We start from the raw sequence: 22,000 nt of genomic DNA on the forward strand, positions 1-22,000 counted from the left end.
TTCCGGCTCCAGGGCAGCGGCCCCGACGGCCGCGGCGGGGGACAGCGCGCATGTCGCTCGTCGGATGGTCCTTCGTCGGCCCGTTCGCGGTCGTCTTTGTCGCGTTCCTCGCGGCGCCGCTCGTCTACGCGTTCTGGCTCAGCCTCAATACGAGGACCCTCACCCGCGGCGTGGTGTTCACCGGGTTCGACAACTACGCACGAGCCTTCACCGACCCCGCGTTCCTCGACGGCGTCCTCTGGGTCTTCGGGTTCTCCGCGGTGCTCATCCCGGTGCAGATGCTCGTGTCGCTCGCGGCGGCACTCGTCATCGATGCATTGGCGACGCGGATCGCCGGCTTCTCCCGGCTGATGATCTTCATCCCGTATGCCATCCCGGTGGTCATCGGCGCGCTGATGTGGGGCTTCCTGTACAGCCCCCGATTCGGCCCGATCGCGGAGATCGGGGCGATGTTCGGCGTCGATGCGCCGTACCTCCTCGACTCCGAGTGGCTGTTCTTCGGCCTCATGAACATCGTCACCTGGCAATGGGCCGGCTACTACATGATCATCATCTACGCCGCGCTGCAGGGGATCGATCCGTCGTTGTACGAGGCGGCAAAGCTCGACGGTGCGAACGGCTGGCAGATCGCACTGCGCGTGAAGGTGCCGATGATCTCGTCCGCGATGGTGCTCATCCTGGTGTTCGCGCTGATCGGCACGCTGCAGTTCTTCACCGAGCCGCAAGTCCTGCGTTCGATCGCCCAGGGGTCGATCAACGCGTCGTTCACGCCGAACATGTACGCGTTCTCGCTCGCGTTCTCCTACGACCAGATCAACTATGCGTCCGCGATCTCCTTCGCGCTGGGGCTCTTCGTGGTCGTCGGCTCGTACCTGTTCATGTTCTTCAACCGCAAGAGGAGCGGCCTCGACTCATGACCGCAATCGACGAACGCACGTCGCGACGGCCCGGCCGGACTCGCAGGGGCGGCAAGGTGCTCCCCGGTCACATCTTCCTGCTGGTCCTCGTCGCCTACTTCTTCATGCCGCTGTGGTGGCTGATGGTCGCCAGCACGAAGTCGACCGCCGGGCTGTTCAACGGCAGCGGCGGACCGCTCTGGTTCGACGCGAACTTCAATCTCTGGGAGAACATCGCGGGCCTCGCCAGCTACAACGGCGGCGAGTACCTGCGGTGGATGGCCAATTCCGCGCTGTATGCCCTGGTCGGCGGTGTGGGCGCCACGATCCTCGCGGTGCTCGCGGGCTACGGCCTCGCCAAGTACCGGTTCCGCGGGCGTGACCTGTCCTTCGCGATCCTGCTCGGCTCGGTGATGATCCCGAGCACCGCGCTCGTGATTCCGACGTTCGTGCTGCTCAGTCAGGTCGGCATGGTGAACACGATCTGGGCCGTGATCCTCCCGTCGCTCCTCAACCCGTTCGGGGTCTATCTGATGCGCGTCTACACTCAGTCGGCCGTGCCGGACGAATTGCTCGACGCGGCTCGGGTGGACGGCTCCGGCGAGTACCGGACCTTCTTCCAGGTGTGCCTGCCGCTGCTGCGGCCGGCGATCGTGACGGTGCTCCTGCTCTCCGTCGTGTCGACGTGGAACAACTACTTCCTGCCGCTGGCCATGCTGAACGACTCGCGGCTGTTCCCCATCACGGTCGGGCTCGGTGTCTGGCAGGGCCAGGCCATCCAGAACTCCGGGGGTCAGCAGATCTGGAATCTGATGATCACCGGCGCCTTCCTGTCGATCATCCCGCTCATCATCGCCTTCCTCTCCCTCCAGAAGTACTGGCGCGGCGGGCTGGCAATCGGCAGCCTGAAGTAGAACGGAGATCCCCCGCATGCTCGATGCGCGAATCGTGCTCGATCCGGAACGGACCATCGGAACCGTCGATCGGAGACTCTTCGGCTCCTTCGTCGAGCACCTCGGCAGGGCGGTGTACAACGGGATATACGAGCCGGGGCACCCGACCGCCGACGAACGCGGCTTCCGCGCGGACGTGCTCGCCCTGGTGCGAGAGCTCGGAGTCACCACGGTGCGCTACCCCGGCGGCAACTTCGTATCGAGCTATCGCTGGGAGGACGGAATCGGCCCGCGGTCCGAGCGACCCCGCCGCATCGATCTCGCCTGGCACAGCGTCGAGACGAACGAGGTCGGAACGGACGAGTTCGCCGCGTGGGCGCGCGACGCTGAAGTCGAGCTCATGCTCGCCGTCAATCTCGGCACCCGCGGCATCGAGGCGGCGGTCGACCTCTTGGAGTACACCAATGTCCGGTCGGGGACCCATTTCTCCGACCTGCGCGCGGCGAACGGCAGTCCGGAGCCGTACGACGTCCGAATGTGGTGCCTGGGCAATGAGATGGACGGGCCATGGCAGGTCGGCTACACCGACGCGGATTCGTACGGCCGGCTCGCCGCCCAGACGGCTCGCGCCATGCGCCGTGTCGACGAAGAACTCGAGCTGGTCCTGTGCGGCAGTTCCAAGCCGACCATGCCGACCTTCGGACAGTGGGAGCGCGTGGCGCTGACGCACGCGTACGACGTGGTCGACTACATCTCCTGCCACGCCTACTACGAGGAGCTTGACGGCGACCGTCTCAGCTTCCTCGCATCCGGCGTCAGCATGGACCGCTTCATCGACGCCGTGGCCGCCACCGCCGATCAGGTTCGGGCGGAGTTGAGCTCTGCGAAGGTGATGCAGATCTCGTTCGATGAGTGGAACGTCTGGTACAACCGGCGCTTCCACCGCGAGGACAAGATCACCGATCCGCATGAGTGGCCGTACGCACCACGCCTGCTCGAGGACCAGTACTCAGTGGTCGACGCCGTAGTCGTCGGTGGACTGCTCATCTCGCTCCTGAACCACAGCGACCGCGTCCGCGCCGCAAGTCTCGCCCAGCTGGTGAACGTGATCGCGCCGATCATGACCGAGCCCGGCGGGCCGGCGTGGCGGCAGACCATCTTCTTCCCGTTCGCCGACGCGGCCCGCATGTCGGGGAGTGTGGCCCTGGACCTCCGGATCGATTCGCCGACGCACGGCACGGAGCTCTACGGGGAGGTGAATACCGTCGATGCCGCCGCGACCCTTGACGCAACCGGCGGGATCTCGCTCTTTCTGGTGAACCGGTCGGAGCATCCGGTCACGGTCGCCATCCAGTGCGGGGGGGACGGGATGACCGAGATCCTCGAGGCCACCGGCATCTGGGACGACGACCCCACCGCGTCGAACACCCTCGAAGCGCCCGAGCGGGTCGGGCCGCAGGTCAACCCGACCGTTCGCATCGAGAGCGGAGCGTTGCACGCCGTCCTTCCGCCGATCTCGTGGACGGCGGTTCGAGCCTCGTCTGGTTGAGGCTGTTCGGCTCGACGGCGAGCCGAGCGGTCGCGCCGGCGTGCTGTCGGGCGACATCCGGGCCGTCGCGTGACTGAGTGACCAGACGGGTGAAATCACGCTGCCCGGATTACCACGTTGCAGAATGGCACCGTGGTGCCTCTACTCTGTATGAAGTGACAAAGCGAGCGGGGGCAGCATGGCGGCGACGATGCGGGATGTCGCGCTCCTGGCGGGGGTGTCGACGAGGACCGTGTCCAACGTCGTCAGCGGGTACGAATTCGTTCGCGATTCGACCCGGGACCGAGTGAATGCGGCAATCGAGCAGCTCGGATATCAGCCGAACCTTGCAGCGCGCCACCTCCGCGCCGGACGAACCGGGACGATCGGCCTCGCCGTGCCGGAACTGCGGTTCAGCTACTTCGCAGACCTCGCCGACCTGGTGCTCGAGGCGTCGAAGCAGCGCGGCCTCGAGGTTCTGATCGAGCAGACGACCGGGGACCGGGACAGCGAGATCGCCCTCCTGAAGAGTCCGCGGACGTCGATGATGGACGGACTGTTGTTCAGTCCGCTCGGCATGGCGGATGACGACCGCGATCTGCTCGACGTCTCGTACCCGCTGGTGCTTCTCGGCGAACGCGTGTTCTCACCGCTGCATGACCACGTCACGATTCAGAACGTCGAAGCCGCAAGAGCCGCAACCGAATATCTCATCGATGCCGGCCGGCGCCGCATCGCGGTGGTCGGAGGACACCACGGGGAGACGATCGGCTCGGCGGGACTCCGTCTGGAGGGCTACCGCCAGGCGCTGAGCGGGCGCGGCATCGAGTTCGACGAGGAACTCGTCGTGTACTCGGAAGGGTGGCACCGGCCAGACGGCGCCGAGGCGGCGGATGAGCTCCTGCGCCGGGGCGTGGCCTTCGACGCGCTGTTCGGACTGAACGATGAGCTCGCACTCGGCGCGCTGCGCGTGCTCCGCCGTGCAGACGTGGATGTGCCGGGCGAGGTGATGGTTCACGGGTTCGACAACCTGGATGAGGGCAAGTACTCGCTCCCCAGCCTCTCCACCGTCGACCCGGGGCGCGCGATCATTGCCGAATCCGCGGTCGATGCCCTCGTCGAGCGAATCTCCGACCGCCATGGTCTGCTCGGCGCCGGACGACAGATCGACGCGCCATTCACTCTCGTCGAGCGGGAGTCGACCGGCAGGTAGGCGTCCTGCGATTCGCGGTTGACACGACACGGCGATCGGCATACCGTTGCGTTTGCAACGTCGAAATGCCACGTTGCAAACGCGGTCGGCATCGCAGCCGACGTCCAGAGAGGCGATCAATGAAGAAGTCTTGGGTTGGCGCGGCGGCGATGCTCGCTGCGACCGGAATGCTCGCCGGTTGTGCGAGCCAGTCCGGCTCGGGCACATCGGGGGGCACGGGATCGTCCGGCCCCGTCACCCTCACGTTCTGGCACGGCTACACCGAAGCCGACGGCGATGTCCTGCAAGAGATCATCGAGGAGTTCAACGACTCGCAGGACGAGGTCACGATCGAGACCGAGGTGAAGACCTGGGCTGTGATCGACGAGACGCTGCTCACCTCGCTCTCTGCGGGGAACGGCCCGCAGATCGTCGCCATGCCGGCGGAGCGGCTCCCGGTCTACGCAGACAAGAAGGCGCTCACCCCGCTCGACGAGTTCTACTCGGGGGATGAGAATGCGGCCAGCATTCCTGACGCCGCAGCGGAGATGGAGATCGTTGACGGGGTGCACTACGGAGTTCCTACCGGCTTCGTGCCCCTTTCGGTCTTCTACAACAAGGCACTCTTCGATGAGGCCGGTATCGAGGAGTTCCCGGCGACGTGGGACGAATGGGTCGCCGCAGCGAAGGAGTTGACCATCGACGAGGACGGCGACGGCACCCCGGAGCAGTACGGTCTCGCGCTGGCAGACCACGCGACCGTGGGCAACGGAGTATGGCCGAGCCTGTTCTTCGGCAACGGTGGCGACATCGTGCAGGACGGCACCAGCGTGATCAACTCACCGGAGAACGTCGAGACGCTCGAATACTGGGCGCAGGCTGTACGAGAGGACAAGATCAGCCCGACCGGCCTCTCGGGTATCGACACCGACGAGCTGTACTCGTCCGGCAAGGCGGCGATGACCATCGGCGGTCCGTGGATGTCGTTCATCTCCGCCGACAACAACATCGACTACGGCATCGCCGGAATCCCCGCGGGCCCGGCCGGTGAAGCGTCCGCAGCGATCGGTGTGTCTATGGCGGTGACGGCCCAGGCTGAGGAGAACGAGGCGGCAGCGGCCCAGGAGTTCTTCTCGTACTTCTTCTCGCCCGACGTCGCGGCGAAGTGGTCGCTCGGTTCCGGCTGGCCCCCGCTGTCAGATGAGGTGGCAGCAGAGCAGGTGGCTGAGAATCCGGTGGTCGCGTCGCTCACGGAGATCGCTCCGTCGAGCCGCCCGCTGCTCCCCGGCGTGGTCAACAGCAGCGACGTGCTGGCGGCGATGGACGAGGCGACGCAGAAGGCCCTGGCTGGAGAAGACCCGGGCCAGCTCCTCGAGCAGGCCGATCAGGCCATCTCCTCGGCCCTGCAGAACTGATCCGATCCACGACGGAGGGGCTGCGCCGGCGGCGCAGCCCCTCCCCATGAGGGGCACTCCATGACCACCCTGTCCTCTCGCGGCCGCCGCCCCAGCCGGCCGCCTGCGCAGCTTGGCGGCCGCGGCGGTATGTCGCCACGGCTTGAGCGCGGACTCACGGCTGCCGCGTTCCTGATCCCCGCGCTCACCATCCTGGTCCTCTTCGTCGCCTGGCCGATGATCTCGGCGCTCCGCCTCTCCTTCACGGACGCAAGCGGATTCGGGCAGGAGACACTCGTCGGATTCGACAACTACGTCCGCGTCTTCACGGACCCGCAGATCGTGCAAGCGCTCGGAAACACCGCACTCTACGCAATCCTCTTCACGCCCTCCGCGGTGGCGCTCGCACTTGCACTCGCCCTCGCGCTCAACAACTCGCGTCTCTTTGCGCGCGGGTTCTTCCGCACCGCGCTGTTCCTGCCGTTCGTCGTGTCGCTCGCTGTGGCGGCGTTCGCGTGGGAATACCTGCTCGACCCACAGATCGGACTGCTGAACTACTGGCTCCGCGGTGCAGGCGTCCAGCTCGGCAACGTGCTCCAGGATCCGTTGCTCGCCATGCCGACCGTCGTGCTCGTCGCAGTGTGGAAGAGCTTCGGCTTCTACATGGTGATCTTCCTGGCCGGCCTTCAGGACATCCCCGCCAGCCTCTACGAGGCGGCGAAGATGGACGGTGCAGGCCCCTGGCAGCGATTCACCAATGTCACACTTCCGCAGCTCGGCAACACCACAGTCTTCGTGCTCATCGTCGCCTTGATCGCCGCGCTTCAGGCGTTCGACCAGATCTACGTGCTCACCGGCGGCGGACCGTTCCGGACCACGCAGACGGTGGTGATGGAGATTTACACGTCCGGGTTCAAAGACCTGGAGCTGGGCTTCGCGTCCGCACTCTCCTATGTGCTGCTCCTGATCACTCTGGTGCTCAGCCTGGTGCAGTTCGGTGTCTTCGGACGGCGTGCGGAGGAGCAGAATTGAGCGTCGGCAACCGGCGCCGCTCGGACTTTGCGCTGCGCATCCTCTGGTCTGCAGCATTGGCGATCGGCACCGCCGCGCTGCTGCTGCCGATCCTGATCATCATCTTCACGGCGTTCAAGCCGACGGCCGAGGTCAACGCGTTCCCGCCGACTCTCCTGCCTGACAACTGGACGCTGGCCAACTTCGAGCGCATCTTCGCCGATCTCCCGTTCGCCCGGTTGATCCTCAACAGCTTCGTCTTCGCGGGCGGCGTCACCATCTGCGCGCTGATCTTCGACTCCCTCGCGGCGTACGCGCTGGCGAGGATCGACTTCCGCGGCAAGCGGGTGCTGCTCATCGCGATCATCGCCAGCCTGATGATCCCGTTCCAAGCAACGCTCATCCCGGTGTACCAGCTCGTCGCCGACCTCGGATGGGTGAACACCTTCGCCGGACTCATCGCCCCGAGAGCAGCCGACGCGTTCGGCATCTTCTTCCTGCGCCAGTTCTTCGTGTCCCTGCCACGGGACTTGGACAACGCGGCACGGATCGACGGAGCGTCCGAGTGGCGCGTCTTCACCAGCGTCATCCTGCCGAATGCCGTGCCGGCCCTCCTCACGCTCGCGATCTTCACCTTCGTCAACAACTGGAACGACCTGCTGTGGCCGTTGATCTTCACCAACGAGCAGGAGATGGGAACGATCACGTCTGGGCTGACGCTGCTCACCGGACCGGGCGGCATCATCCCCTACGGCGTCATGATGGCCGGCTCCTTGATCGCGGTGCTGCCCCTGGCCGTGATGTTCCTCCTCATTCAACGACGCTTCATCGAGAGCGTCGCAACGACGGGAATCAAATGACCGAGCCCAGATGGTTCGAAGACGGCAGACTCCGGTTCGGGCTCGGCATCGAGAACACCTTCGTCCCGCAGGCGCGCGACGGCGAGCGCGCGATCGACGAGTACGAGCTCACCGAGCATTACCGCTGGTTCGCCGAGGACTTCAGGAAGGCCGCCGCGGTCGGCTCGGAATTCCTGCGCTGGGGGGTGCCCTGGTACCGGATCGCACCGGCGCCCGGGCGATGGGACTGGGGCTGGGTGGACCAGGCGATGGAGTCGCTGGTCGAAGCGGGTCTCCGTCCGATCATCGACCTGCTGCATTACGGAACGCCGCTCTGGCTCGAAGGCGAGTTCTCCAACCGCGACTATCCCGACCGGGTGGCGGAATACGCTCACCGCTTCGCCGAGCGCTATGGCGAGGTGGCCGTCGACTACACCCCCGTCAATGAACCGATGATCCACGCGCTGTTCTCGGGGGAGTACGGCTACTGGCCGCCCTACGGTCGTGGGGAGCGCGGTGTGGTGGACATCTCCCTCGCGCTGGCGGAAGGCTTCGTGAAGACGCAGCACGCTGTGTCGTCCGTGCTCGGCGACCGTGCGATCTTCGTGCACGTCGACGCCGGCCTCCGCTACACCGGTGACCTCGAGGCGCACGAGCACCGAATCGACGCGAAGAGACTGGTCTCGCAGCGCTTTCTCGTCGAGGATCTCGCCACCGGGCGGGTCGGCGAAGGTCACGAGCTGCTGGACACTCTGCGAGCGAACGGCGCTCCAGACGACCTGCTCGCCTGGTTCCGCGACAACGCTGTGCAGCCCGACATCATGGGTGTCAACTACTACCCGCGGCACTCCACCGAGGTCTTCGAGCTCGGCATCCACCATGGAGGGGGCTTCGCGGATCCCCGTCCTTCCTTCGACGCGGGTGTCGAAGGCCTCAGCGACGTCCTCAATCTCTGGTGGGAACGATACGGCGCGCCCGTCATGCTCACGGAGACCTGCGTCACAGGCACGGTCGAAGAGCGCATCGAGTGGCTGGACGACTCCGTCGCCGAGATCGATCGCCTTCGTGCCGGGGGGATGCCGATCGTCGGCTACACCTGGTGGCCGCTGTTCGACATGTACGAGTGGACCTTCCGGCACAGCAGCGGCCCGAGGGCAGATCACCTTCTCACGATGGGTCTCTTCGACCTGGTGGAGACGGAGTCCGGGCTCGCTCGACGCCGGAACCCCACCGCCGACCGTTTCTCCCACCACGCCACGGCACATCGCCTCCACTCGAATGGAACCCAGGGAACACATGCTGCACGCGCGCCTCGCCCTTGATCCCGCCGCCACAGTCGGTGCGGTCAACCCACGCCTCTTCGGCAGTTTCGTCGAACACCTCGGTCGATCCGTCTATGACGGCATCTACGAACCCGCGCACCCGTCGGCGGACGAGAATGGCTTCCGGCGCGATGTGATCGAACTCGTCCGCGAGCTCGGCGTCACGACGATCAGATACCCCGGCGGAAACTTCGTCTCGGGCTTCCGGTGGGAGGACAGCGTCGGGCCGAAGGAGTCGCGACCGCGGAGGGTCGACCTCGCCTGGCACTCGACCGAGACGAACGAGGTCGGCATCCACGAGTTCTCCCAGTGGCTCGAGAACATCGGCAGCGAACTGATGCTCGCCGTGAACCTCGGTACCAGAGGCACGCTCGAGGCGCTCGATCTGCTCGAGTACGCGAACCTGCCGTCCGGCTCCGCGCTCGCCGACCAGCGTGCCGCGAACGGACGCAGCGCCCCCTTCGACGTGCGGATGTGGTGCCTCGGCAACGAGATGGACGGCCCGTGGCAGCTCGGTCACCGTTCCGCCGACGACTACGGCAAGCTCGCCGCCCAGACGGCTCGGGCGATGCGGTCGTTCGACCCGTCTGTGGAGCTCGTCGTCTGCGGCTCATCCAGCGCATCGATGCCGACGTTCGGCGAATGGGAGCGGACTGTCCTCAGCCACACCTACGACGTCGTGGACTACATCTCCTGTCACGCGTACTACGAGCTCAAGAACGGTGATGTCGGAAGCTTCCTGGCTTCAGGTGTCAACATGGATCACTTCATCGAGTCCGTCGTCGCAACCGCCGATCACGTCAAGGCGGTTCGGGGGAGCGACAAGACGATGGCGATCTCTTTCGACGAGTGGAACGTCTGGTACAACGAGCGCTTCGAGACCTTGGACAAGATCACCGGCGTCGACAATTGGCCGGTCGCTCCTCGTCTGCTCGAGGATGTGTACACGGTCGCGGACGCCGTGGTGTTCGGAAGCCTCCTCATCTCCCTCCTGAAGCACGCCGACCGCGTGACGAGCGCTTCGCTCGCACAGCTGGTGAACGTCATCGCGCCGATCATGACCGAACCGGGCGGCCCAGCGTGGAGGCAGACCACGTTCTTCCCGTTCGCCGCAGCCGCGAGCAACGCCCGGGGGACCGCCCTCCGGATCACCGTCGACACCGATCACTACGAAACCGACGTCTACGGGGCCGTTCCGGTCGTCGACGCGGTCGCCACGATCGACGAGGCGTCGAACGTGGCGCTGTACCTGGTCAACCGGTCTCAGGATGAAAGCGTGGAGGTGACCGCCGAGATCGGGCGCCTGAACGGTACCTACTCCCTTATCGCTCAGTCGCTCCACGACGACGACATCTTCGCCGCCAACACTCTGGCGAATCCGGAGCGCGTGGCGCCGAGGGACAATTCCACCGCTCGGATCGACGGCGAGCATTTCAGCGTCACACTTCCGCCGGTCTCATGGACAGAGGTGCTGTTCTCGCCGGGGGAGTGAGCTGTCATGGACGCCGATCCGTCCCTCACCTCGGCAGCCGCCGAACTGGCAGTTCCCGGGCACGGCCTGCTCACCGGGCGGCAGCGGGGAAGACTCGTCCTTGACCAGTGCGGCGTCGGGTTCCCCGACCAGCGGAAGGATGTCTCATGAAGTACCGGTATCTCGGCAACAGCGGTGTCAAAGTCTCGGCGGTGACGTACGGCAACTGGCTGACGCATGGGTCGCAGGTGGAGAACGATGCGGCGATCGCGTGTGTGCATGCGGCCCTCGATGCGGGAATCAGCACCTTCGACACCGCGGACGTCTACGCGAACACGGTCGCCGAGGAGGTGCTCGGCACCGCGCTGGATGGGCAGCGCCGGGAGTCCCTGGAGATCTGCACGAAGGTCTTCGGTCCCACCGGGCCGAAGGGGCACAACGATGTCGGGCTGTCCCGCAAGCACATCCTGGAATCGATCAACGGTTCCCTGCGGCGGCTGAAGACCGACTACGTCGACCTGTATCAGGCGCACCGCTACGACGTCGAGACGCCGATCGAGGAGACCATGCAGGCCTTCGCCGACATCGTGCGACAGGGGAAGGTCTTGTACATCGGAGTCAGCGAGTGGACCGCAGACCAGATCCGTGAGGGGCACGAGCTCGCCCAGGAGCTGGGCGTGCAACTGATCTCCAACCAGCCGCAGTACTCCCTCCTGTGGCGGGTGATCGACGCGGAGGTCGTGCCGACGTCCGCGGAGCTCGGCATCTCGCAGATCGTGTGGTCCCCGCTCGCCCAAGGTGTGCTGACGGGCAAATACGAGCCGGGCGCCGCACCGCCCGAGGGTAGCCGGGCGACCGACTCGAAGGGCGGAGCCGACATGATCGCCCGCTGGATGAAGGACGACATCCTCGAAGGCGTCCAGCGTCTCCGCCCGATCGCCGACGACCTCGGCATCAGTATGGGACAGCTCGCCCTCGCCTGGGTGCTCAAGAACGACAATGTCGCGTCGGCGATCATCGGCGCGTCGCGGCCGGAGCAGGTCGGCGAGAACGCGGCCGCAGTCGATGTGGAGCTCGACGATGAGGCGATGGGCCGTATCGAGCAGGCGGTTGGCGGCCTCGCAGAGCGAGACGCGGCGCTCACCGCGAAGTCGTCTCCTGCGCAACGGGAGGCCTGACCGCCACGAGGATGAGGGTGCGCCCCGCGATGCGGTGCCTCCCCGGCGGACGCTTCACCGGCCGCAGGCAGGACCCGCACCGGAGAGGCTGCGAGTGCCTCCGGGTCGAGTGCATGCCGCGAGAAGCTCGGCACCTCGCAGCCGACGCACGCCGGCGCACTGCGGGCAGGTTCGGACACGTCAGTCACACCGGGTCAATGCGCGAGGTGCGTGGCGCAGGCCGTCCTGCTGGCGCCATTCGTGGTGTCGAGGAACGGGGTGCCGCAGCGGCGGCAGCGCTTGATCCTTCGCCAGCCATCCACCGTCACCAGGCGCGCCAGCATGACGGCCGCCTGCAGCGCCTCGTCCGGCTCACCCGCGTCGGAGTACGGCGAGAGCCGCCATGCTCCGCCTTCCCGGCGGAGCTGCCAGCTGGCGCGCCCCTGCTGGAGGATGTCGTTGAGTGCGCCGGCGGCGCGGTCCTCGTGCGGGAGGGCGTCCGCCACGACCCTCCACCGCGCGTCCTCCGCGAGAAGGCTGTCGATCAGGCCGAAGACAGGCCGGAGCTCGCGCAGATGACGCGCGTCGTGTCTCGGCACCGGCGATGGTGCGGCTCTCACCCGTCGTTCGCTCAATCGCGCACCGCGACACCCATCGATCGCGCGGTTCCCTCGATCTGGCGCATCGCGGCATCGAGGTCGGCGGTGTTCAGGTCGGGGAGCTTGCGCTCAGCGATCGCCTTCAGCTGCGCCCGCGAGAGGGACCCGGCCGGCTCGTGCCCGGCCTTCGCGGAGCCGGAACGCCCGATCGCCCGCCTGATCAGGAACGAGGTCGGCGGCGTCTTGTAGCTGATCGACCAGGATCGGTCGTCGGCGATGGTCACGACGGCAGGAATCCGTTCGCCGCGATAACGCGCAGTGTCGTCGTCGTAACGCCGCTTCACCTCGTGCGGGGGTACACCGGTCGGGCCGAGCATCTTGCCCAGCTCGACCATTGCTGCATTTCCCGCGTCGAGCTCGATCGTCAGGACGCGGACAATTCGGGGAGCCATCGGTTCGCCTTCTTACTCGTGGAATGAGGACGAACAGCGACGGTAGTTCTTGACGCAACGTAAAGGTCAAGCCCCGTCTTCGAATCAGGTTCCGCAATGAATCAGCGCAGTGATCCGGCGGTGCGATGGATCGATGAGAGTCCGAGCCACATCGCCGAGGGTGTGGCGAACAGGGTCACGACGAGGAGCGCCGGGTTGATCCTGGCATCATTCGCGAGCAGCAGCATCACCGGCCCCTGGACCGCCGCGGTGCAGCACCCGACGAAGCCGAGCATCCATCGCACCCGGGGGCGCGGGCGCTCGCCGGCGGCCAACAGCACTCCACACCCGAGCAGGCTGAGGATCGCCACGACGACCAGCACGACCCGTTGCGCGAGCGACTCCCACCCGGCGAGGCCGGCCGACGTCGGCGCGACCGCCCAGAACAGCATCGCCGCGGAGAACGGAAGGATCCCGCCCGCCGTGACGACGCGTATCCACCGGGAGTGCGGGCGCCGCGGAGCCGCGTCCACCACCCTCGACCAGCGACGCTCGACGTAGTCGGCGAACAGCACGGCAAGCGCGATGCCGAACACGGCGAAGCCGCCGTAGACGAGGGCGAACACCCAGTCGGTCAGGTTGCCCTCGCCGCCGGATCGCACCGTGCCCGCCACGATCGCCTGCAGCACCGCGCCGACCGGCAGGCCGAGGGCGATCGGCGCGAGCGCACCGGTCGCGGCCGCCGCAGGGAGAACGACGGTCCACCATGGCAGGCGCTGCCCCCATCGCTGGCTGAGGGCGAGCGCCACGACGGCCCCGGTCACCGCCGCGACGACGGTGACGACGTTGCCGATCTCCATCCGGGTGTCGTGCATGAGGCCGGGCCCAGACCCGGGAACCATGCCGAATTCAGAGCCGCTCAGCCACAGCACCTTGAGGGCGGTGTACGGCAGGATGGCGATGACCGCGAGCGCGGCGAGCGCCCGACGGATCGGGATCGGCACCAGGCCGCGCGGTGCCGGCGCGGCGGGGCGGACGCCGGGCTCCCGGTGGTCGGTCGTCATTGCCGGTCTTCTCCCTGAGTCGAATCGTGCGCATCTGCGGGGCCGTGCCCAGGTGGGTCGGCGCCCAGGGCGGCCCACCGGAATGCGAGCCGCAGGACGTCCTCGTGTGTCCGGGGAGACAGGTCGTACCGCATCACATGGCTGGCCAGCCACACCCCGGCCGTCAGCGCGGCGCGGCACGGGCGGCCGCCTCGTCGGGGTCACCGGTCGCCTCGAGGAACAGGCGGTACAGGTACTCCATCCGCGCCCTGTCCACCCGGCGGATGCGCTCGGCGGCGCCGTCGTCACGGCGGGCCCAGTCCCGCACCGCGAGTTCGGTCTGCCGCAGGCCGATGCGCGCCTGCACACTGCGGGTCAACGCGTGCAGCCGATCGGCCGCATCCGGTCCACCCGCAGTCTCGGCCTCCTCGATCACCGCGTTCGCCGCCTCGCGCTCCCACGAGTCGAGCACCTCGGCGAGCAGTTGCTCCCGGCCATCGAAATAGCCGTAGAACCCGCCCTTGGTGACTCCGAGCCGGCGTGCGAGCTCCTCCACCCGGACCGCGGCCGGACCGCCGTCGCCGAGTGCCTCCATGCCGGCCTGTATCCACGCTTGGCGGGGCGTCCGCTGACGCGTCATGTGTGGTGCCCCTCGTTCGGACATCTCGCTCTATACGGAACCGTACATAACGGCGCCATTTCAGCTTATACGGAGGCGTACAATCGGCGGCACGGAGCCGGGCAGCCTGCGACGAACGTGCAATGAACCTTCAGGCGAGGAGCTGTTCCGGCCGGCTCAGCCGAGCCAGCGCCGCCACCGCGACGGCTCGGGATCCGGATCCTGCCCCTCGCCCAACGCGCGCGCGGCCTCCGCGATGTCGTCCGCGGTGAGCGTCGTCACGTCGTCAGGGTCGAGCGCATCGAGGCTGCGAGTCTGATCACGCGACAGCCGCAGCGCCTGGCGGTTGAGCGACTGCTCGAACAGCGTGCGGGTGAAGCGCGCATTGCCCGAGTCTTCACGGGCCTCGAGGCCGGCCAGGATGCGGCGCAGCGTCTGCTCGGCGCCGGGCTCCAACGTGTACTGATGCTGGGCCACGATGTTCCCGAAGATCGACTGGAGCTCCTCGACCGAATAGTCCGGGAAGGTGATCTCCCGCGCGAATCGTGAGCGCAGGCCAGGGTTCGAGCGCAGGAACGACTCCATGAGCCGCGGATAGCCGGCGACGATCACCACCAGCCGATGGCGGTGGTCCTCCATCCGCTTGAGCAGGACCTCGATCGCCTCAGGTCCGAAGTCGCCTCGGCCGTCCTCCGGGGCGAGCGCGTACGCCTCGTCGATGAAGAGGACCCCGTCGAGCGCCCGCCGGATCACCCGGTCGGTCTTGAGGGCGGTCGCGCCGACGTATTGCCCCACGAGGCCCGACCGGTCGACCTCGACCAGATGACCCTTCGGGAGCAGGCCGACGGCCCGGTACATCTCGGCGAGGAGCCGCGCCACCGTAGTCTTGCCTGTGCCCGGATTGCCGAGGAACACCAGGTGCTGCGACGTCGCCACCTCGGGGAGCCCGTGGGCCTTGCGGGCGGCCTGGACCTGCAGGAACGCGACGAGGCCACGCACCTGTTCCTTCACCGTCTCGAGCCCGATCAGCCCATCAAGCTCGGCCTGCACCTCCGAGAGCGGTCGGGCGGGCCCGGGCCGCCCGGCGAAGAGGTCGCCAGTCACCCCGTCGGCCCGCTGGAGATTCTGCTGCTTCAGTTGGTCGGCCACGTGCCCGACCGTGTCACGCAGAACCTCGAGCGGGGTGCGGCTGGCGACCATGCCGGGAGCCTAATACCGCAGGCTTCGCGGAAGCGGGGCGAAATGACCGAGTGATCCGGGAACAACGAGATCCTCCACACTCCAAGGACCAAGACATCGAGTCCTGTTGACCCACCGGCGCCCCTGGCACAGGCTCTGAAAGGAAAGAAAGAGGAACGTCATGGCGACAGCAAACTCCGATTATCGGGTCCGGCCCGCCGCTCACGGCGACGCAGAGACCATCGGCAGGCTCCTTCACGACTTCAATATGGAGTTCGAGTCGCCGACGCCGACGGCTCAGATGCTCGGCGATCGATTCCGTCGACTCCTGGCGTCGCCCGACGTCCTCGTGCCCCTCGCCGAGAACGACAGGAGGGAGCCGATCGGATTCGCGTTCCTCACGCTGCGCCCGACTCCGTATTACGACGGGCCGCTCGCGCAGCTGGAGGAGCTGTACGTCCGTCCAGCACTGCGCGATCGAGGGATCGGCACCGAGCTGCTGACCCAGGCGATCGAGCTCGTGCGCGCCCGCGGCGCCGGCGAGATGCACATCAACGTGGACGAGATCGACGCCGACACCAGGCGGTTCTACGAGCGCCACGGCTTCGTCAACATCGAACCCGGCGCCGACTACCGGATGCTCTGCTACATCCGTGAGCTGTGAGCTGACCCACGCAGCGGATACCGGTCCTCTCGCCGGAAAGCAGTGCGTTCGCCCGCCCGCGAATGGCCCGCCCGCGAATAGATTGGTTCCGCGCAGACCGAGCACGCGCAGAGCCGAGTCCTGATGACCGAACCTGAAGCCGGCTACACCCCCGCCCGCGCGCAGGTCATCGAAGCCAAGTGGCAACACCGCTGGCGCGAGAGCCGCATCTTCCACGCCGACAACCCCACCGGGGCCCTCGCTGGACCGAAGGCCGCACGCGAAGCTGAGTTCGTCCTCGACATGTTCCCATACCCGTCGGGGTCCGGTCTCCACGTCGGACATCCCCTCGGGTTCATCGCGACCGACGTCTACGCGCGGTATCAGCGCAGCGAAGGCAAGAACGTCCTGTACACCATGGGATTCGACGCGTTCGGGCTTCCGGCCGAGCAGTTCGCGGTGCAGACAGGCATCCACCCCGGGGTCGCCACTCGCGACAACATCGAGCGCTACCGGCGGCAGCTCGAACGGCTCGGGATGTCCCACGACGAGCGCCGCTCACTCGCGACGACCGAGCCGTCGTATTACAAGTGGACACAGTGGGTATTCCTCCAGCTCTATGGGTCCTGGTTCGACCCGGAGGTGAACCGTGCCCGGGCCATCGCCACGCTGATCCCACGGCTTCGGGCTCGGCTTGCGGAGGCGGGACTGGATTGGGACAACGTCGGCAGGGCGCGGCAAGAGGAACTGCTGGGCGAGTACCGGCTCGCCTACCGGAAGGAATCCGAGGTCAACTAGTGCCCGGGGCTGGGAACCGTGCTCGCGGACGAGGAGGTGACGAACGACAGCAGATCGGAGCGGGGCAACTATCCCGTCTTCCGCAAGACCCTCCGGCAGTGGCACCTTCGGATCACCGCATACGCTGAGCGCCTGGTGGCTGACCTGGAGCCGCTGGACTGGCCGGAGTCGATCAAGCTGCAGCAGCGGAACTGGATCGGCCAATCAGCCGGCGCCGCCATCGAATTCCCCATCGTGGGCGGCTCCGGCGGGCGCGTCACCGTCTACTCCACTCGCCCCGAGACGATTTTCGGCGCGACGTTCCTCGCGCTGAGCCCCAGTCACCCGCTGGCCAAGACGGCACCCGCCGCTCCCGCCGGCCAGGCGACGAGAAGCGAGCACCTGGTCAGCCACCCCGTGACCGGGCAGCAGCTGCCCGTCTACATCGCCGACTACGTGCTGAGCGACTACGGCACCGGAGCCGTCATGGGGGTGCCGGCACATGACGATCGGGACGCCGTGCTCGCCCGAGCCGAGCGCCTCCCGGTGCGGAGCATCTTCGACGGCGACGGCCTCCCTGGGGAGGACGAGCCGACACTCATCGACTCCGCCCATGGAAACCTGAACCTCAACGGGACCACCATCTCGCACGCGCGCGAGCTCGTCACCGAGTGGCTGGAGCGATCCGGCCTGGGCGGGAGGCAGTACCGATATCGTCTGCGCGACTGGCTGTTCAGCCGGCAGCGATACTGGGGCGAGCCGTTCCCAATCGTCTATGACGAGTTCGATGTGCCGCATGCCGTACCCATGTCGCAGCTCCCCGTGGAGCTGCCCGCGCTCGACGACTACAAGCCCTTCGCCTATGACCCGGATGATGCCGATTCGGTTCCCAAGGCTCCCCTCGGCAGGGCGCCGGAGTGGGTCCACGCGGAGCTGGACCTCGGTGACGGCCCGCGACGCTATCGCCGCGAAACGGACACCATGCCGAACTGGGCAGGGTCGTCCTGGTATGAGCTCCGGTATCTCGATCCGGGACTCGAAGCGTCCGCCTGGGATCCCGGCAACGAGCGCTATTGGCTCGGCCCCGACATCGGCAAGCCGAGCGGCGGCGCCGACCTCTACGTCGGCGGAGCAGAACACGCGGTCCTGCATCTGCTCTACGCGCGCTTCTGGCACAAGGTGCTGCACGACCTCGGGCACGTGTCCTCTTCAGAACCGTTCCACCGGCTGTACAACCAGGGGGTGATCCAGGCGTACGTCTACCGCGATCCTCGCGGTATCGCGGTCGAGGCGACGGAAGTCCAAGAACAGGACGGGGAGTTCGTCTGGCGCGGCGAGCGGGTGACCAGGCACCTCGGCAAGATGGGCAAGTCGCTGAAGAACTCCATCACCCCGGACGAGGTCTGTGAGCTGTACGGAGCCGACACCCTTCGGCTCTACGAGATGTCGATGGGACCGCTCGACACCTCCCGGCCATGGGATACGCGGGCGGTGGTCGGTGGACTGCGGTTCCTCCAGCGTGTCTGGCGAAACGTCGTGGCCGACGATGACGGCTCACGAGTCACGGACGACCCACCGTCCGAGTCGTTGACGAGGCAGCTGCACCGAGTGCTCCGCTCCTACCATCAGGACGTCCCGCAACTCCGGCTCAACACCGCCATCTCGAAACTCATCGAACTCAACAACAGCGTGACGCGAGCAGGAACAGCCCCTCGCGAGGTGCTGGTGCCACTCGTCCAGATGCTCGCCCCGTTCGCGCCGCATGTGGCCGAGGAGTTGTGGGAGCGGATGGGGGAGCGCGGCTCAGTGTCGCAGCACCCTGTTCCCAGAGCCGACCATCATCTGCTCGCCGATGAGCTGGTGACCTGCGTGATTCAGGTCAACGGCAAGGTCAGGGCCCGCATCTCGGTTCCGGACGGTATCGATGCGGAGAGCCTCGAGTCGCTGGCGCTGAAGAACGAGCGAGTCCAGCAGACGATCCGCAACGGGGCGTTGGTGCGCGTGATCGTCAAGCCGCCGAACGTGGTCAACGTGGTCGTCAGGATCGACCTGTAGGGCGCCGGCCAACGCCGCGGACGGCCCCGCAGACGTTGGCTGCGGGGCTCGTTCACGTCGGACCGGTCAGGCGCTGCGGCGCCACCGGTCCCCGGGCTCCTTCACGTAGCGCTTCCACACGTAATCCCACGGGGTGACGGCGATGATAATCACGACCCAGAGCACGCTCGAGAAGAGCTTCTCGGTCGGAGCATCCATGTCGTTCGCCAGCAGGTGCGGCACGGCCACGACAGCGAGCCAGAGCAGCTTCCACGCCACCTCGAACACCAGGACCGGCATCATCGCGATCGGGTACCTCAGGCCGAGGAAGGCGAGGAGCGAAAGCGCGACCATCAGGCAGACGACCGCCCCTTCCATCACCGAGAGCGAGGAGGCCTGCAGCAGAGACGGCCACCGGAAGACGACGAGGCCGACACCCATCACCAGATAGCCGAATCGCATGAGATTCAGGCGGTAGGCGGGCAGGCGGTATTCATCGGCAGCACGATGTTCCGTGGCGCTCCCGGCTTGAGTGGTCGGCATGGTGGTCTCCTGGGTTCGTGGGGTGGATGCGTCCGGCAACGCCGGGAAGCGGTGGATTTCGTGGAGGATGAACACGCGTGCGTGAGCATCGGCAGGGTGCTGTGGCCGGCCCGGTCGTGGCCGTCCGGCCCCTCGACGAGTAGAGTCCCACCCATACCGGGAGACGCCCATGACCCCAGGAATCAGATACTTGTCCTCAGGCGCCAATCTGAGCCCGACGCGTGGCTGACCCCACGGTCTCGGCGGGGAACGCCGCGAGTTTGATCGAGCTCGCGGTGAGCGAAGGCGCAAGTCGAGCGGCGCTGCACCGGCGCTCGGGCATCGACCCGGAGCGGCTGCGGGACCAGGACAACCGCGTCACGATGTCCGAGTACCACCGGCTTATGCTGGCGAGCAAAGAGCTGACCGGGGACCCGGCCTTCGGACTCCGATTCGGCAAGAGCGTGCATATGCAAGAGTTCTCGATCCTCGGGCTGATCTTCCATGCCTGCGAGACGGTGCGGGATGCGATCGTGCAGGCGAACCGCTACGGACAGCTGGTGATCGACGTGGATGTCGGGACGGCCGATCGCTTTCAATGGCAGCGCCGGAACGGGCAGCTGTGGCTCGTGGACACACGGCCCGACCCGAACGACTTTCCGGAGCTCACCGAGGTCACGTTCGGCAGGTTCATGCGCCTCACCCGGCCGTTCTGGGACACCCCGCTCGTCAGGGAAGTGAACGTCACGCATCCGGCGCCAGGCTACCAAGCGGAGTATGACCGGTACTTCGAGTCTCCGACGACGTTCTCGAGCGGGTGGAACGCCATGCGGGTGGAGGAGGCACGGCTGACCCAGCAGATCGCCGTTCAGCCGCGCTACGCCTTCGGCATCCTGAGCGAGCATGCCGACCACCTGCTCCAGTCGCTCGAGGGATCGAAGTCCACACGAGGCCGAGTCGAGAGCCTGCTCATGCCGATCCTGCACACAGGCACCGCATCCATGGAACTGATCGCCGACAAGCTGGCCGTGAGCCGCCAGACTCTCTACCGCCAACTCAAGGCGGAAGGGGTCACGTTCGAGACGGTGCTCGACGAGCTGCGTCACAAACTCGCCCTGCACTATCTCGGTGGCCAGAAGACATCCGTGAACGAGACGGCCTATCTCGTCGGGTTCTCGGAGCCGGCAGCATTCTCGCGGGCCTTCAAGCGATGGACCGGCAACAGCCCGCGAGCCGCATATCGGTTGCAGGCCGCCGCGCCTTCACCCGGGTCCGCAACGCCCGCCGGGAGCCGATCGGCATGAAGGCGGTCGTGTACGACCGCTACGGCGGACCGGAGGTGCTGGGGATCGAGGAGATCCCGGAGCCGTCGCCGGGCCACAAGCAGGTGCTCATCCAGATTGCCGCCACCTCCGTCAATCTCTCCGATTGGGAGGGGCTGACCGGCAGCCCAGGATACGCGCGGATCGGCGGACTGCGGGCCCCCCGCCGCCGGGTGCTCGGGTCCGATATCGCCGGCCGTGTCACGGCGATCGGCTCGGGCGTCACCCGCTTCCGTGTGGGCGACGAGGTGTACGGCGACATTCTCGACCTGATGGGCGGCTTCGCCGAGTATGCCGTGGCGGCCGAGTCCTCGCTCGCGCCGAAGCCGACAGAGCTGACCTTCGCCGAGGCCGCGACCCTGCCGCAGGCGGGCGCCATCGCGCTGCAGGGAACCGCAACGGCTCGCCGTGGGCAGCGCGTGCTGATCAACGGCGGAGGCGGCGGCACCGGCTCCTTCGCGATCCAGCTCGCGAAGCTGTCCGGAGCCCATGTCACGGCAGTCGACAACGCGGGGAAGCTCCAGTACATGCGTGAGCTCGGCGCCGACGAGGTCGTCGACTACCGCACGCAGGACTTCACCCGGCTTGGCTCCTTCGACCTCATCCTCGACCTCGTCGCGCAGCGATCCGTGTTCGCGTACCGGCGGGCGCTCGCCCGCGGCGGCCGCTACCTCTGCGTCGGCGGTACGGTGCGGACGCTCCTGCGCGTCGTTACCGTCGGGGCGCTGGCCGCCCGGCTCACCGGACGCCGGCTTGGGCTGCTGATCGTCCGTACGGGGCCGACGCATTTCGAGCCGCTCACGCAGCGCTGCATCGACGGTGAGGTGCGGATTCGGATCGACCGCACCTTCACGCTCGCCGAGGCGCCGCAGGCGCTGGCCCGGGTCGGCGAGGGTCATGCGCTCGGGAAAGTGATCGTCACCCCGTAACGGGCCGGTTTGTTCCGTGCGGCCACTCGGCGTGACGAGCCGCTCAGAGGCGGAGGCGCCGCCGGGTACCGGCGACGCCTCGTCGTCAAGCCGTCCGATTCAGCGTCACCGCACGTGCAGGAACTCCGACTCGCTCACGAAGGTGTCTGCGCCGACAAGACAGAACTGCACCCAGGCCTCGCCCTTGCCGAGCTCGCCG

General features: G+C 67.0%; 21 protein-coding genes. 15 read left to right on the forward strand and 6 right to left on the reverse strand.

The genetic code is table 11. From position 1 onward, the window contains the following. Positions 1-50 precede the first annotated feature (50 nt). The 10 genes from ACFFGH_RS22490 to ACFFGH_RS22535 all read left to right on the forward strand — a co-directional run bounded on the left by ACFFGH_RS22490 (position 51) and on the right by ACFFGH_RS22535 (position 11,724). Positions 51-917 (forward strand): carbohydrate ABC transporter permease, encoded by an 867-nt coding sequence (locus tag ACFFGH_RS22490; RefSeq protein ID WP_386672510.1) that lies wholly within the window; start codon positions 51-53, stop codon positions 915-917. Further along, positions 914-1,810: a carbohydrate ABC transporter permease gene (locus ACFFGH_RS22495; RefSeq protein WP_386672512.1), complete on the forward strand. Its 897-nt coding sequence runs from the start codon at positions 914-916 to the stop codon at positions 1,808-1,810. Before ACFFGH_RS22490 ends, ACFFGH_RS22495 begins: the two co-directional genes overlap by 4 nt. A gap of 16 nt (positions 1,811-1,826) precedes the next feature. Further along, complete coding sequence (arfA, locus tag ACFFGH_RS22500) at positions 1,827-3,338, forward strand: arabinosylfuranosidase ArfA (protein ID WP_386672514.1); 1,512 nt, start codon at positions 1,827-1,829, stop codon at positions 3,336-3,338. 178 nt (positions 3,339-3,516) lie between these two features. Next, positions 3,517-4,530, forward strand: coding sequence for a LacI family DNA-binding transcriptional regulator (locus tag ACFFGH_RS22505; RefSeq protein ID WP_386672516.1), 1,014 nt, complete (start codon positions 3,517-3,519; stop codon positions 4,528-4,530). 119 nt (positions 4,531-4,649) lie between these two features. After that, positions 4,650-5,924 carry an ABC transporter substrate-binding protein gene (locus ACFFGH_RS22510; RefSeq protein ID WP_386672518.1) on the forward strand — a complete coding sequence of 425 codons (1,275 nt, stop codon included), beginning with the start codon at positions 4,650-4,652 and terminating at the stop codon, positions 5,922-5,924. A gap of 60 nt (positions 5,925-5,984) precedes the next feature. After that, positions 5,985-6,935: a carbohydrate ABC transporter permease gene (locus ACFFGH_RS22515; protein WP_386672519.1), complete on the forward strand. Its 951-nt coding sequence runs from the start codon at positions 5,985-5,987 to the stop codon at positions 6,933-6,935. Further along, positions 6,932-7,774, forward strand: a complete 843-nt coding sequence (locus ACFFGH_RS22520; RefSeq protein WP_386672520.1) for a carbohydrate ABC transporter permease — start codon at positions 6,932-6,934, stop codon at positions 7,772-7,774. The genes ACFFGH_RS22515 and ACFFGH_RS22520 overlap by 4 nt, the downstream gene beginning before the upstream one ends. Then, positions 7,771-9,075, forward strand: coding sequence for a family 1 glycosylhydrolase (locus tag ACFFGH_RS22525; RefSeq protein ID WP_386672522.1), 1,305 nt, complete (start codon positions 7,771-7,773; stop codon positions 9,073-9,075). Before ACFFGH_RS22520 ends, ACFFGH_RS22525 begins: the two co-directional genes overlap by 4 nt. Continuing rightward, entirely contained in the window at positions 9,050-10,567 is a 1,518-nt protein-coding gene (gene arfA, locus ACFFGH_RS22530) for an arabinosylfuranosidase ArfA (protein ID WP_386672524.1), read from the forward strand. The genes ACFFGH_RS22525 and arfA (ACFFGH_RS22530) overlap by 26 nt, the downstream gene beginning before the upstream one ends. 146 nt (positions 10,568-10,713) lie before the next feature. Then, a complete protein-coding gene (locus tag ACFFGH_RS22535; RefSeq protein ID WP_386672526.1) occupies positions 10,714-11,724 on the forward strand; it encodes an aldo/keto reductase family protein in 1,011 nt (336 codons plus the stop codon). A 194-nt stretch (positions 11,725-11,918) separates the two neighbouring features. Here the strand turns inward: ACFFGH_RS22535 and ACFFGH_RS22540 are convergent, their stop codons facing one another. From ACFFGH_RS22540 to ACFFGH_RS22560, 5 genes are all read right to left on the reverse strand, one after another. Next, positions 11,919-12,302, reverse strand: coding sequence for a hypothetical protein (locus ACFFGH_RS22540; RefSeq protein WP_386672528.1), 384 nt, complete (start codon positions 12,300-12,302; stop codon positions 11,919-11,921). 32 nt (positions 12,303-12,334) lie between these two features. Beyond that, the gene (locus ACFFGH_RS22545; RefSeq protein WP_386672530.1) at positions 12,335-12,754 is read right to left on the reverse strand and encodes an uL11 family ribosomal protein; all 420 of its coding nucleotides are present in this window, start codon (positions 12,752-12,754) and stop codon (positions 12,335-12,337) included. 101 nt (positions 12,755-12,855) lie between these two features. Further along, complete coding sequence (locus ACFFGH_RS22550) at positions 12,856-13,797, reverse strand: hypothetical protein (RefSeq protein ID WP_386672532.1); 942 nt, start codon at positions 13,795-13,797, stop codon at positions 12,856-12,858. Positions 13,798-13,960: 163 nt separating this feature from the next. After that, entirely contained in the window at positions 13,961-14,416 is a 456-nt protein-coding gene (locus ACFFGH_RS22555) for a TetR/AcrR family transcriptional regulator (RefSeq protein WP_386672534.1), read from the reverse strand. A gap of 156 nt (positions 14,417-14,572) precedes the next feature. Next, positions 14,573-15,595: an AAA family ATPase gene (locus ACFFGH_RS22560; protein ID WP_386672536.1), complete on the reverse strand. Its 1,023-nt coding sequence runs from the start codon at positions 15,593-15,595 to the stop codon at positions 14,573-14,575. 160 nt (positions 15,596-15,755) lie between these two features. Between ACFFGH_RS22560 and ACFFGH_RS22565 the strand changes: the two genes are divergently transcribed. From ACFFGH_RS22565 to ACFFGH_RS22575, 3 genes are all read left to right on the forward strand, one after another. Further along, the gene (locus ACFFGH_RS22565; RefSeq protein WP_386672538.1) at positions 15,756-16,238 is read left to right on the forward strand and encodes a GNAT family N-acetyltransferase; all 483 of its coding nucleotides are present in this window, start codon (positions 15,756-15,758) and stop codon (positions 16,236-16,238) included. Positions 16,239-16,361: 123 nt separating this feature from the next. Further along, a complete protein-coding gene (locus tag ACFFGH_RS22570) occupies positions 16,362-17,015 on the forward strand; it encodes a class I tRNA ligase family protein (RefSeq protein WP_386672540.1) in 654 nt (217 codons plus the stop codon). 36 nt (positions 17,016-17,051) lie between these two features. Then, a complete protein-coding gene (locus ACFFGH_RS22575; RefSeq protein ID WP_386672542.1) occupies positions 17,052-19,049 on the forward strand; it encodes a class I tRNA ligase family protein in 1,998 nt (665 codons plus the stop codon). 66 nt (positions 19,050-19,115) lie between these two features. Here the strand turns inward: ACFFGH_RS22575 and ACFFGH_RS22580 are convergent, their stop codons facing one another. Beyond that, complete coding sequence (locus tag ACFFGH_RS22580) at positions 19,116-19,571, reverse strand: hypothetical protein (RefSeq protein ID WP_386672544.1); 456 nt, start codon at positions 19,569-19,571, stop codon at positions 19,116-19,118. Between the two features lie 221 nt (positions 19,572-19,792). Here ACFFGH_RS22580 and ACFFGH_RS22585 point away from each other — a divergent pair, with 221 nt between their 5' ends. Continuing rightward, positions 19,793-20,854, forward strand: coding sequence for an AraC family transcriptional regulator (locus tag ACFFGH_RS22585; RefSeq protein WP_386672546.1), 1,062 nt, complete (start codon positions 19,793-19,795; stop codon positions 20,852-20,854). Next, on the forward strand, positions 20,851-21,801 hold the full coding sequence (locus ACFFGH_RS22590) for an NAD(P)-dependent alcohol dehydrogenase (protein WP_386672548.1): 951 nt from the start codon (positions 20,851-20,853) through the stop codon (positions 21,799-21,801). The genes ACFFGH_RS22585 and ACFFGH_RS22590 overlap by 4 nt, the downstream gene beginning before the upstream one ends. The last annotated feature ends 199 nt before the right edge of the window (positions 21,802-22,000 follow it).

Source organism: Lysobacter korlensis, assembly GCF_042434515.1.